The organism is Pseudomonas sp. Z3-8 (assembly GCF_051131975.1).
In the GTDB taxonomy this organism is placed as follows: Bacteria; Pseudomonadota; Gammaproteobacteria; order Pseudomonadales; family Pseudomonadaceae; genus Aquipseudomonas.
Genome location: NZ_CP071643.1, coordinates 677,550 through 689,670, shown reverse-complemented (window position 1 = coordinate 689,670; position 12,121 = coordinate 677,550). Strand labels below are relative to the sequence as shown.

10 protein-coding genes are annotated in these 12,121 nt (G+C 61.3%); all 10 read right to left on the bottom strand.

Going from position 1 to position 12,121, the window contains the following annotated elements; genetic code table 11:
* Positions 1-77 precede the first annotated feature (77 nt).
* The 10 genes from J3P94_RS03200 to bioF all read right to left on the bottom strand — a co-directional run bounded on the left by J3P94_RS03200 (position 78) and on the right by bioF (position 11,998).
* A complete protein-coding gene (locus J3P94_RS03200) occupies positions 78-236 on the bottom strand; it encodes a YqaE/Pmp3 family membrane protein (RefSeq protein ID WP_038436734.1) in 159 nt (52 codons plus the stop codon).
* A 338-nt stretch (positions 237-574) separates the two neighbouring features.
* A complete protein-coding gene (locus tag J3P94_RS03195) occupies positions 575-2,353 on the bottom strand; it encodes an acyl-CoA dehydrogenase C-terminal domain-containing protein (protein ID WP_434571375.1) in 1,779 nt (592 codons plus the stop codon).
* 254 nt (positions 2,354-2,607) lie between these two features.
* The gene (locus J3P94_RS03190) at positions 2,608-4,404 is read right to left on the bottom strand and encodes an acyl-CoA dehydrogenase C-terminal domain-containing protein (protein WP_434571373.1); all 1,797 of its coding nucleotides are present in this window, start codon (positions 4,402-4,404) and stop codon (positions 2,608-2,610) included.
* A gap of 91 nt (positions 4,405-4,495) precedes the next feature.
* Positions 4,496-5,785 (bottom strand): GGDEF domain-containing protein, encoded by a 1,290-nt coding sequence (locus tag J3P94_RS03185; RefSeq protein ID WP_305498358.1) that lies wholly within the window; start codon positions 5,783-5,785, stop codon positions 4,496-4,498.
* A gap of 330 nt (positions 5,786-6,115) precedes the next feature.
* On the bottom strand, positions 6,116-7,921 hold the full coding sequence (locus J3P94_RS03180; protein ID WP_434571371.1) for a phenylacyl-CoA dehydrogenase: 1,806 nt from the start codon (positions 7,919-7,921) through the stop codon (positions 6,116-6,118).
* Positions 7,922-8,198: 277 nt separating this feature from the next.
* Positions 8,199-8,495: a pyrroloquinoline quinone biosynthesis protein PqqE gene (locus tag J3P94_RS03175; RefSeq protein WP_305498355.1), complete on the bottom strand. Its 297-nt coding sequence runs from the start codon at positions 8,493-8,495 to the stop codon at positions 8,199-8,201.
* A gap of 118 nt (positions 8,496-8,613) precedes the next feature.
* Complete coding sequence (bioD, locus tag J3P94_RS03170; protein WP_434571368.1) at positions 8,614-9,294, bottom strand: dethiobiotin synthase; 681 nt, start codon at positions 9,292-9,294, stop codon at positions 8,614-8,616.
* Positions 9,291-10,103 (bottom strand): malonyl-ACP O-methyltransferase BioC, encoded by an 813-nt coding sequence (gene bioC / locus J3P94_RS03165; protein WP_434571367.1) that lies wholly within the window; start codon positions 10,101-10,103, stop codon positions 9,291-9,293. The genes bioD and bioC overlap by 4 nt, the downstream gene beginning before the upstream one ends.
* Positions 10,096-10,827: an alpha/beta fold hydrolase gene (locus tag J3P94_RS03160; RefSeq protein ID WP_434571366.1), complete on the bottom strand. Its 732-nt coding sequence runs from the start codon at positions 10,825-10,827 to the stop codon at positions 10,096-10,098. Before J3P94_RS03160 ends, bioC begins: the two co-directional genes overlap by 8 nt.
* A complete protein-coding gene (gene bioF / locus J3P94_RS03155; RefSeq protein WP_434571365.1) occupies positions 10,820-11,998 on the bottom strand; it encodes an 8-amino-7-oxononanoate synthase in 1,179 nt (392 codons plus the stop codon). Before bioF ends, J3P94_RS03160 begins: the two co-directional genes overlap by 8 nt.
* Positions 11,999-12,121: the final 123 nt, after the last annotated feature.

The following is a 12,121-nucleotide window of genomic DNA, read 5'->3' as shown; positions in this document are numbered from 1 at the left end:
CCAGGCTTTTGCGATTGCTGCGCAATCGAGCGGGAGCAAGCTCCCTCGCCACAGAGGTCGTAGTCATTACATTAACTTCAGCGCTTGGCGATGATGTACACCGCATGCACGATGCCGGGGATATAACCCAACAGCGTCAGCAGAATGTTCAGCCAGAAAGCCCCGCCGAACCCGACTTGCAGGAACACACCCAGCGGTGGCAACAGAATGGCGATGATGATTCGAATGATATCCATGGACAGCTCCTGATGGTCGATGGCCACATTGCCATATAGCTCATGGACAGCTGACCGCTCGTCAGGGTTCAGTGCGCGTCCAAAGAGGCGGGCCGCAGGGAGAAGATACGCAGGCAAAAACGCGGGCAAAAGAAAACCCCGCCGAAGCGGGGCTTTGCAGACTGTTTCCCTGACATCCATTTCACTCCGCCTTCCTGGCAGAATCCTACGTGTCCGTGTTGTAACTTTGCGCGTCCTGCGCTACGTCCATGGAAGCTAGATTAGCCGTGGATCCAATCGGCCGATAGAGGGAAATCGCCAGCACGTCATGTAAGCATTTTCCTACATGACGTCTTCCATCAGAACTGGCCGGGGTCCAGCAGGAACAGCGACTCGCTGCCCGCCCTTACCGAAGCGCTCAAGGAATGGATTCGTGGCAACAGGCGGGCGAAATAGAAACGTGCCGTGCCCAGTTTGCTCGCGTAGAAATCGTCCTGCTTTTCCTTGCCCAGGGCCGCCCGGGCCATGAGCGCCCACATGTAGGCATATGCGGTGTAGCCGAACGCCTGCAGGTACTCCACCGAAGCCGCGCCAATTTCATGGGGATTGTTTTTCGCCCGGTCCAGCAGCCACTCGGTCAGCTCGTCCAGCGTGCCGACGGCATCGTTCAACGGCTGGGTGAACTCTGCCAGGTCGCTGCCAGCGGTAGCGGTGAAATGACGAATCTCGTCGGCGAACAGTTTGTAGAACGCCCCGCCGTTGCCGACGATCTTGCGCCCCACCAGGTCCAGTGCCTGGATGCCGTTGGTGCCTTCGTAGATCTGGGTGATGCGCACGTCGCGCACCAACTGCTCCTGGCCCCATTCTCGAATGTAGCCGTGGCCGCCGAAAACCTGCTGGCCGTGAATGGTGGTTTCCAGGCCCAGGTCGGTCAGGAAAGCTTTCGCTACTGGCGTCAGCAACGCCACCAAGTCTTCGGCGCGCTTGCGAGTCGTCGGGTCTTCGCTGAACTTGGCGGTGTCCAGTTGCATCGCCACGTAGGTGGAGAATGCCCGGCCACCTTCGTTCGACGCTTTCATGGTCAGCAACATCCGGCGCACATCCGGGTGGACGATGATCGGGTCGGCGATCTTGTCCTTGTTCTGCGCGCCGGTTGGCGAACGGCTTTGCAGGCGATCACGGGCGTACTCGACAGCGTTCTGGTACGAACGCTCGCCGGAGGCCAGGCCCTGGATCCCCACGCCCAGGCGTTCGTAATTCATCATAGTGAACATCGCCGCCAGGCCTTTGTTCGGCTCGCCGACCAGGTAACCCACTGCTTCGTCGAAGTTCATCACGCAGGTGGCGGACGCCTGGATGCCCATCTTGTGCTCGATCGAACCGCAGTTGGCCGCGTTGCGTGCGCCCAGGCTGCCGTCGGCGTTGACCATGAATTTCGGCACCAGGAACAGCGAAATGCCTTTCGGGCCCGCCGGTGCGTCGGGGAGCTTCGCCAGCACCAGGTGAATGATGTTTTCGGTGAGGTCGTGTTCGCCACCGGTAATGAAAATCTTCGTGCCGCTGACCTTGTAGGTGCCGTCAGCCTGGGGCTCAGCCTTGGTCCGGATAATCCCCAGGTCGGTGCCGGCATGGGGTTCGGTCAGGCACATGGAGCCGGCCCAGACGCCGGCGTACATGTTTGGCAGGTACGCGGCTTTCAATTCGTCGCTGGCGTGGGCGTTGATCGACAGGCAGGCTCCTGCGGTAAGCATCGGGTACAGACCGAAAGACAGGCTGGCGGAGTTGACCATTTCCTCGACCTGGGCCGAAACCGCCTTGGGCATGCCCATGCCACCGTACGTTGGATCACCGCCGACGCCGACCCAACCGCCTTCAGCGAAGGTCCTGTAGGCTTCAGGGAAACCCGCCGGGGTGGTCACGGCGCCGTCAGCCCAGTGGCAACCCTCTTCGTCAGCTGCACGGCTGAGGGGCGCGATGCTTTTACCGGTGACCTTGCCCGCCTCTTCGAGGATCGCTTCGACGGTTTCAGCGTCTACGGTTTCGGCCAACGCCGGCAGTTGAGCCCAGAGTTTCGCGACCTCGAACACTTCATTGAGGACGAAGCGCATATCGCGCAGGGGCGCTTTGTAGTCAGCCATGGCAAACCTCGCAGGATCTAAACAATTGGTTCGTAGGAAAGCGGTTCTCGCAATGGCCCAGAGTGTACCTCAACAACTTTTGAGACACATAGGGTCAACCTGTGACTGTTTTGTTGTTTTTAGTCAAACCCAAAGCTCTGTTTTTCCGTGGCGAGGGAGCTTGCTCCCGCTTGAGTGCGCAGCGCTCACTAGAAGGGCTGCTGCACACCCCAGCGGGAGCGAGCTCCCTCGCCACTGAGAAATGTTTCAGCCTGTCAGAGCGCAAACAACTCCGCCGGCAACCTCATCAGGCAATCGCTCCCGGCCTCTATAGCAGCCCGATGGGCGGCCGTACGCGGCAGCAGGCGCTTGAAGTAAAACTCGCACGTCACCAGCTTGGCCCGGCAGAAGTCGCTATCTCCAGTGCCGCTGTCGAGTTGCGCCTGGGCCACCAACGCCATGCGCAACCACAGATAGGCCAGAATGATATAGCCGCTGTACATCAGGTAATCCACCGAAGCGGCGCCCACCTCATCCGGATTTTTCATGGCGGCCATGCCGACCTGCGTCGTCAGTTCGCCCCATTGCTGGTTGAGCCCGTCCAGTTGCGCAATGAAAGCCTGGAGCTGCGGATGCCCGGCATTGGCAGCGCAGAATTTGTGAACGATTCTGGTGAAACCGCGCAGCAACTTGCCCTGGCTACCCAGCACTTTGCGCCCCAGCAGGTCCAGGGCCTGGATGCCGTTGGTGCCTTCATAGATCGGCGCGATCCGGCAATCACGTACTAGCTGCTCCATGCCCCACTCGCGAATGAAACCATGACCGCCAAAGACCTGCATGCCGTGGTTGGTCACTTCCAGACCCGTGTCGGTCATGAAGGCCTTGCAGATCGGGGTGAGGAAGGCCAGCAGGTCTTCGGCTTCCTGGCGGGCGTTTTCGTCGCGGCTCAAATGCGCGGTATCGAGCAGTTGCGCAGTGAAATACGTCAGCGCCCGGTTGCCTTCGTTGAAGGCTTTCATGGTCAGCAGCATCCGGCGTACATCGGGATGGACAATGATCGGATCGGCGACTTTTTCCGGCGCCTTGGGGCCGGTCAAAGAGCGCATCTGCAGGCGATCGTTGGCGTATTTGATCGCACCCTGGAAGCTCGCTTCGCCGAGGCAGAGGCCCTGCATACCGGTGCCGAGGCGGGCATGGTTCATCATGGTGAACATGCAGTTGAGGCCCTTGTTCGGTTCACCGATCAGGAAACCCTTGGCCCCATCGAAGTTCAGCACGCATGTGGCCGACGCCTTGATGCCCATCTTGTGCTCGATCGAACCGCAGGAAACACCATTACGCTCACCGGCCTCGCCCGCTGCATCGGGCAGGAACTTGGGCACGATGAACAACGAGATGCCCTTGGTCCCGGCGGGAGCATCCGGCAATTTGGCGAGCACCAAGTGAATGATGTTGTCGCTCATGTCGTGCTCGCCGGCACTGATGAAGATTTTGCTGCCGGTCACCGCGTAGCTGCCATCAGCCTGAGGCACGGCGCGGGTCTTGATGATGCCCAGGTCAGTGCCGCAGTGGGCTTCGGTCAGGCACATGGTGCCGGTCCACTGGCCGGCGGTGAGTTTGTTGAGGTAGGTCTGTTTCTGCTGTTCGGTGCCGTGAGCGTGGATGGCCGACATGGCGCCGTGGGTCAGGCCGGGGTACATGCCCCAGGAGGTATTGCTCGACCCGATCATCTCGCTGATCACCAGCCCCAGCGAGCTGGGCAGGCCTTGGCCACCATAAGCCGGATCCGCTGCCAGGCCGTGCCAGCCGCCTTCCACATACTGTGCGAAAGCTTGCTTGAAGCCCGTAGGTGTAGTGACCACGCCGTTATCGAAATGGCAGCCCTCTTCGTCACCCGGACGATTAAGCGGAGCCAGCACGTTCTCACAGAATCGGGCACCTTCTTCGAGGATGGCGCTGACCATGTCCGGACTGGCGTCGCTGGCCCCCAACTCGGCATAGCGACCGTGGAAATCAAAGACGTTGTCGATCAGGAAACGCATATCGCGCAGCGGGGCTTTGTACTCGGGCATGGTGGTTTTCTCCGGTAGCAGATCATCCCAACCTACTGCCGGCCGCCAAGGCCCACAATCAATCTCCAGACGCTGAATGCGCCGTCATCACTCAACCCGCGGCGGCTTCCATGCGCACTGCGCCGCGACGATTCTGGCCGAAGGCAATCACACAATTGCGCCCTGCCCCCTTGGCGTTGTAGAGCGCCTGGTCGGCGGACTTGAGCACTTCCTCGGGCGTGCGCTGGTCCACGCGTTCGGCCACGCCGATGCTGACGGTCACCGATACGCTGGTGGCGCCGCTGCCGGAGCGACGCTGGCGCCCTTGCTGATCGTCCTGGGGGCGATTGTCGGGATTACGCAGTTGAATGGCGTACGTCTCGATGGACTGGCGGATGACTTCCAGATGAGGCATGCATTCATCAATGGTCTTGCCGGCAAACACCAGAGCAAACTCCTCGCCGCCGTAACGATAAGCCCTGCCGCCACCACCGATTTTCGACAGCTTGCTGGCCACCAGGCGCAGCACCTGATCGCCGACATCGTGACCGTGGGTGTCGTTGAATTTCTTGAAGTGATCCACGTCGCTCATCGCCAGCACGTAGTTGCGACCCAGGCGCTGCATGCGTTCATTCAGCGCCCGGCGCCCCGGCAGGCCGGTGAGCTCATCGCGGAAGGCCATCTGGTAGGCCTCGTGAGCAACCGCGGCGGCGATCATCAGCATCACCTGGCTGCACATGATGTTCAGGGTGAACGGCAAGATGAACGTCTTCGGCAGCATCCAGAACAACCCGACCAACCCCACCAGCTGCGCCGCATGCAAGGGCCGCGGGTTACGCCAGTATTGCCAGGCCAGCAGCACGAACGCAGCGGCAAACACCGGGTATGACAATTGGATCAGGCTCATCCAGGCACCATGCAGCGCCGGCCAGCGTATTTCCGAAAGCCACAGCAGCAGGGCCTGGGGAAAGCTTTGCTCCAGGGCCAGGGCCACGCCACCGAAGGCCAGCAGCACCGCGAAACGCGCCACCATGTCCTGGAACAGATGCGTGCGCTCCTGCCATGCCGCGAACAGCCCGAACAACAGCGGCAGCAGCAGGCAGACCAGATGGAAAACCACCGCCGCGTCTTCGCGCACCTTGCCGTTATCGCGATAGAAGTCGGTCTGGGTATCCAGCAGGAAATAAGCGATGTACACCGTGACCATCAGAAACAGTTCGCGCTGACGTCGATAAACGGAGCAGTACGCCCCGCCCAACAACAACACCAGCGTAGGAAGCACGTTGAACAATGATGTGAAGAAGACGTTCAGGTCCTTGACGTAAGCAGCCGCGAGCCCCGCCAGTAAAAGCACTGTCGACGGTAGGAAATGGCTGAAGCGCATTACGGAAAGACGCGGCAAGGGTAAAGCTCCGACCCGGCTGATCAAAGATGGCATTGTGCCTGCAACTGGAGCAGTAAGGCACGCGAGAGGTGACAGATGTCACACTGCCATCGCTGTAACGGCAGGGCAGGAAGTTTTCTTAGGGTCCGGTTCGATGAATATTGTTTCAGGATCGCCATCGATCCTTGTGGGAGCGAGCTTGCTCGCGATAGCGGTGTGTCAGCCATGACAGTGCTGACTGAACCAACGCCATCGCGAGCAAGCTCGCTCCCACAAAGGAATGGTGACAAACATGAAAAAGCCGCTGCTCCCGAAGAAGCAGCGGCTTTTTGAAGAAACGCTTAAGGCTTAGTAGCCCAGCGCGAAGTCTTCTTCTTTCATGTCCATCAGGTTGTTGGCGCCCGACAACATGGTCGCCACATGGGTGCGGGTACGCGGCAGGATGCGCTGGAAGTAGAAGCGCGCGGTCTGCAGCTTGGCGGTGTAGAACGCTTCTTCGGTCGTGCCGGCCGCCAGTTTTTCCGCAGCCAGGCGCGCCATGTCGGCCCAGAAGTAAGCCAGGCAGGCGTAACCGGAGTACATCAGGTAGTCCACCGAGGCCGCGCCGACTTCTTCGCGATCCTTCATGGCGGCCATGCCGACCTTCATGGTCAGTTCGCCCCATTCCTTGTTCAGTGCAGCCAACGGCTCGACGAATTCCTTGACGGCTTCGTTGCCTTCGTTGCCCTGGCAGAACTTGTGGACAATCTTGGTGAAGCCCTTGAGCGCCTCGCCCTGGGTCATCAGCACTTTACGGCCCAGCAGGTCGAGCGCCTGGATGCCCGTGGTACCTTCGTAAAGCATCGAGATGCGGCTGTCACGCACGTTCTGCTCCATGCCCCACTCGGCGATAAAGCCGTGGCCGCCGTAGATCTGCACGCCGTGGTTGGCCGATTCGAAGCCGACTTCGGTCATGAACGCCTTGGCGATCGGGGTCATGAACGCCAGCAGGGCGTCAGCCTTCTTCTTCTCTTCTTCATCCACGCCGTACTTGACGATGTCGACCTGCTTGGCGGTGAAGTACACCATCGCCCGGTTGCCCTCGGCGAAGGCTTTCATGGTCAGCAACATGCGACGCACGTCAGGGTGCACGATGATCGGGTCGGCGGCCTTGTCCGGTGCTTTCGGGCCGGTCAGGGAACGCATCTGCAGGCGGTCGCGAGCGTACTTCAGGCCACCCTGGAAACCGATTTCGGCGTGGGCCAGGCCTTGCAGCGCGGTACCCAGGCGAGCGGTGTTCATGAAGGTGAACATGCAATTCAGGCCCTTGTTCGCCGGGCCGATCAGGAAACCGGTGGCCGCGTCGAAGTTCATCACGCAGGTGGCGTTGCCGTGGATGCCCATCTTGTGTTCCAGGGAGCCACAGCTGACTGCGTTGCGCTGGCCGATTGAGCCGTCGGCCTCAGGCAGGAATTTCGGAACGATGAACAGCGAGATACCTTTGGTGCCAGCCGGTGCGTCCGGCAGGCGCGCCAGCACGATGTGGACGATGTTGTCGGCCATGTCGTGTTCGCCGGCCGAGATGAAGATCTTGGTGCCGGTCACTTTGTAGGAGCCGTCGGCCTGAGGTTCGGCCTTGGTGCGCAACATGCCCAGGTCGGTGCCGCAGTGCGGTTCGGTCAGGCACATGGTGCCGGTCCATTCGCCGGATACCAGCTTGGTCAGGTAAGCCTCTTGCTGCTCGGGGGTACCGTGCTCGGAAATGGTGTTCATCGCGCCATGGGACAGGCCCGGGTACATGCCCCACGACCAGTTGGCTTCGCCGACCATCTCGCTGACTGCCAGGCCCAGGGATTCCGGCAGGCCTTGGCCACCGTGCGCCACGTCATGGGCCAGGCTCGGCCAGCCGCCTTCGACAAATTGCTTGTAGGCTTCCTTGAAGCCGGTCGGGGTTTTCACGCCGGACTCGCTCCAGGTGCAACCTTCGAGATCACCCACGCGGTTCAGCGGCGCCAGCACCTGCTCACAGAACTTGGCGCCTTCTTCGAGGATGGCGTCAACCATGTCCGGAGTTGCCTCCTGGCACGCTGGAAGGCTCTGATAATGCGCTTCGTAGCCGAGCAGTTCGTCACGAACGAAGCGAATATCACGCAAGGGGGCCTTGTAGTCAGGCATAGCGATAAACCTCTGCTGATGTAACCGGGAATGAACGACCGCGTGGATTTGTTATAGCGATCAAACAGCTGTTTGAAACATACGTTTACGCCCATACCTTGTCAAGCGGCGATCTTTTGCCGTTCGTCATCGTCCTGCAGGAAATTTCGGCCGCGAAAAATCCATCGCCAAGCAGAGGCACGGCTCGCGCAGTGAAAGATTAGTTGAGGAAGAAAGAGTTAGAGACGAAAACGCCGCGAATGAATCGCGGCGTTTTTACTACATCTGTACGGCAGAGTCAGGCGAACGTATCGATCAACGTTCCGAGCATTTCGTCGGAAGCCTTGGCAACGTTCACCCCCAGTTGCACCTGGAACTTGCCTTGGGCCATTTCGACCATGTTGCTGGTCAGGTCCGATTGCTGACTGCGATCCACCGAACGCAGGCGATCCACCTGAACGTCGGAGGACTGGCTGGTGACCGAGCGCTCGATCGTGTTGTTGGCAATCTGGCTAGAGGCCTGATCAACGCGGTATTGCCCTGTCTGAATCGTGCTCAGACCGGCATAGAACGCGGTGTTTCCTGAGATTTCCATGGCAGGGAGGGTCTTCTTGAAGGGTCGACACGGGCATTGAACCAGATGCCTTGGGAAAAGGCTCGACAAAAACACTAATGGCACAGTGCCGCGTCATAGCCAAAACCTTGGTTCGAGGTCAGTCCAGCAGATCCAGTTGCAGATGTTCGGCCACCGCCTCGGCCGTCACGTCCTTGATTCGCGCGACTCTGCCCAGGCAGGGCGCCGGCAGGCGTTCGGCGAGGGTCGCGAGGTTTTCTTCCATGCGCGACGTCGCCGGATCGATGATGTTTGCTACCCAGCCGGCCAGTGGCAAGCCGTCCCGGGCGATAGCCTCGGCGGTCAGCAACGCGTGGCTGATGCAGCCCAGGCGTACCCCCACCACCAGGATCACCGGCAGGCCCAACGCTATCGCAAGGTCGGAAAGATTGTCTTGCCCCGCCAGCGGCACACGCCAGCCGCCCGCGCCTTCGATCAAGGTGAAATCCGCATCCAGAGCCAGCACCTCGCGCATCGGCCCGAGCAAGGATTGCACGGTCAATGCCACGCCAGCTTCCCGGGCGGCCAGGTGAGGTGCGATCGCCGGTTCGAATGCCACCGGATTGACCTGTGCATAAGTCAATGGCACCGAACATTCGGCCAACAAGGCCAAGGCATCGGCGTTGCGCAGGCCCTTGGGCGTCACTGCGCAACCAGAGGCTACGGGCTTGCCCGCGGCGGTGCTCATGCCGGCCCGCCTGGCCGCGTGCAGCAGCCCCGCCGCAACGGTGGTCTTGCCCACGTCCGTGTCGGTGCCGGTGATGAAATAAGCCTGGCTCATAGCGGTTTCTCCAGCACGGCGTAGACCACCTGGTAAGTGGCCGGCAGGCCCTGGGCCTGGCGATACTTTTCATAGGCCTGGACCAGCGCGAAAATTCTCGCCCTCCCCGTCAACCCACCGGGACGACCAGGATTCAGATTGTGCGCACCCAATGCTTTCAATTCGTGGGTCAGGGCACGTACATCGGGATAATGCAGAACATGCGGGCGATTCTCCAGACTGACGACGCGCAACCCGCTGGCGTCGGCCAGTTGTCGATAGGTATCGAATGCGCGGAAACGGTTGACGTGTACCAGGCCATCCACTTCACGCCAGCTGTCGCGCAACTCGTATAACGTGCCGACACACAGGCTGGTGAAGGCAAACATCCCACCGGGTTTCAGAACACGATAGGCCTCGCTCAACACCGAGGCAAAATCGCCACACCATTGCACCGCGAGGCTGGAATACACCAGGTCACAGCTGGCCGACTGCAACGGCAGCCGCTCGGCATCACCGGCGATGAAATGCCCGGCGCCGCCTTGAGGACGGGCGTGGTTGAGCATGCCTTCGGCGACATCCAGCGCAACACCTGCCTTCTCACCGAACCGCGCACCAAGGGCGCGGGTGAAATAACCGGTGCCACACCCCATGTCCAACCAGCGTCCCGGCATAAACGAGACGGGCAGCCGCGACAGCAATTGCTGTCCGACGTCGCGCTGCAGTTCAGCGACGCTGTCATAGCTGGCCGCCGCCCGGGAGAACGAGGCCGCGACCTGACGTTTGTCGGGCAAGGCGCCCTGCAACTTCACAATAGATAAATCAGTCATCACCGGACTCATGCAGGAAAGCCTGGATCGCCCCCGCCACGCCGTGGGGGTCCTCCAGTGGGAATCCGTGGCCGGCCTGTTCAATCAGACCGATTTCGACATCTGGCAGCATCGCCAGCAGTTCTCCCGCAGCCTCGGCAGGCACCAGCGCGTCGAGCCCGGCAAACAGATGCAATTGCGGGCCTCGAAAACCCTGCAAGGCAACCCCCGTGTCCAGTCGCGCCAACAGTTCGAGCCCGGCCATCGATACCTCAGGCGAGGTGTTCGGCGCGCCGGCCAGCAGCAATCGCGACAACCCGCGCGGGTCGCCACAGCCTTGCGCACACAGCAAGCTGAAGCGTTTGAGGGTCTGGCGCGGATCGGCGGCGCATCCGGCGAGAAATCCATCGAAAGTGTCAGCGGGCATCGCGCTCGGCCAATGCTGGTGGGCCACAAAAGACACGTTGCTCGCCAGGGTCAGCAGGCCACAGCAACGCTCGCCCCGACGTGCCGCCAGTTCCGCGGCCAGCATCCCGCCCAGGGACCAGCCGCCCAGCCAGGCATCCTGGGGCAACGTGGCGTCCAGTTCATCGAGCCATTCACCGAGGTCGCTCGACACCAGCGCAGGCAATGGCTCGATTTCCACTTGCAAGTGCTCATCGAGCCCTTGCAAGGCCGCCGCCAGCGGTTCGAGGGGCGAAACGCCCAAGCCCCAGCCGGGCAGCAATATCAGTCGATCACGCATGGCTTGGCTCCGCTCCCAGTTGTGCAAAACAGTCGGCCAGGGCATTCAATAAGAGTTGTACCTGGGTTTCGCTGTGGGCAGCGGTCAACGTCACACGCAGCCGAGCGCTGCCGGCCGGCACGGTGGGTGGGCGGATCGCGGTGACCATCAGCCCGCGCTCGCGCAGCATCTGCGACAGCCGCATCGCCCGTCCCGCGTCGCCGATCAGGATGGGCTGGATCGGCGTGAAGCTGTCCATCAATTGCAAGCCGATCTGCTCGGCACCGTGGCGGAACTGGCGGATCAGCAATTGCAGATGCTCACGCCGCCAATGCTCCCTGCGCAGCAACTCAAGGCTCTTGAGCGTGGCGCAGGCCAACGCCGGTGGCTGGCTGGTGGTGTAGATGTAGGGGCGCGCGAACTGGATCAGGCTCTCGATCAATTCTTCGCTGCCGGCAACAAATGCCCCGGCGGTGCCGAACGCCTTGCCCAGCGTCCCTACCAGGACCGGTACGTCTTCCTGGCTCAGGCCGAAATGCTCGACGACACCGCCGCCGGTGGCACCCAGCGTGCCGAAGCCATGGGCATCGTCGACCATCAGCCAGGCGCCCTTGGCCCGTGCTGCGCGGGCAAGAGCCGGCAGGTCGGCGATGTCGCCGTCCATGCTGAACACGCCGTCAGTGACCACCAGGGTATTGCCGATGGCTTTTTCCAGGCGGGTCGCCAGGCTTTGGGCATCGTTGTGCAAATAACGGCTGAAACGGGCACCGGACAACAGCCCGGCGTCGAGCAACGACGCGTGGTTGAGCCGGTCCTGCAACACCGTGTCGCCCTGTCCGACCAGCGCCGTGACGGCACCAAGGTTGGCCATGTAGCCGGTGGTGAATAACAGTGCCCGGGGCCGGCCGGTCAAGTCGGCCAGCGCTTCCTCCACGGCGTGATGAGGGCCGCTGTGGCCGATCACCAGATGCGACGCACCGCCACCGACGCCCCAACGCGACGCGCCGGCACGCCAGGCCTCGATCACCTGCGGGTGATTGGCCAGGCCCAGGTAGTCGTTGTTGCAGAACGCCAGCAAGGGCTGGCCATCCACCACCACTTGCGGGCCTTGGGGGCTTTCAAGCAGCGGACGCTGGCGATAGAGGTTTTCGGCACGACGGGCAGCCAGGCGTGCGGCAAGTTCGAAGGGCATGCAGGCCTCAACTGTTTAAAGACTGGCCAAAGACCCTTGTGGGAGCGAGCCTGCTCGCGATAGCGGTGAGCCAGTCGACATAAATGTTGAATGTTCCATTGCCATCGCGAGCAAGCTCGCTCC

Excerpts from the sequence above, each read along its gene's own strand:
- J3P94_RS03175 (WP_305498355.1), bottom strand. The coding sequence starts at position 8,495 with ATGGAAATCTCAGGAAACACCGCGTTCTATGCCGGTCTGAGCACGATT.
- bioD (WP_434571368.1), bottom strand. The coding sequence starts at position 9,294 with ATGAGCCAGGCTTATTTCATCACCGGCACCGACACGGACGTGGGCAAG.
- J3P94_RS03200 (WP_038436734.1), bottom strand. The coding sequence starts at position 236 with ATGGATATCATTCGAATCATCATCGCCATTCTGTTGCCACCGCTGGGT.
- J3P94_RS03195 (WP_434571375.1), bottom strand. The coding sequence starts at position 2,353 with ATGGCTGACTACAAAGCGCCCCTGCGCGATATGCGCTTCGTCCTCAAT.
- bioC (WP_434571367.1), bottom strand. The coding sequence starts at position 10,103 with ATGACTGATTTATCTATTGTGAAGTTGCAGGGCGCCTTGCCCGACAAA.
- J3P94_RS03180 (WP_434571371.1), bottom strand. The coding sequence starts at position 7,921 with ATGCCTGACTACAAGGCCCCCTTGCGTGATATTCGCTTCGTTCGTGAC.
- J3P94_RS03160 (WP_434571366.1), bottom strand. The coding sequence starts at position 10,827 with ATGCGTGATCGACTGATATTGCTGCCCGGCTGGGGCTTGGGCGTTTCG.
- bioF (WP_434571365.1), bottom strand. The coding sequence starts at position 11,998 with ATGCCCTTCGAACTTGCCGCACGCCTGGCTGCCCGTCGTGCCGAAAAC.
- J3P94_RS03190 (WP_434571373.1), bottom strand. The coding sequence starts at position 4,404 with ATGCCCGAGTACAAAGCCCCGCTGCGCGATATGCGTTTCCTGATCGAC.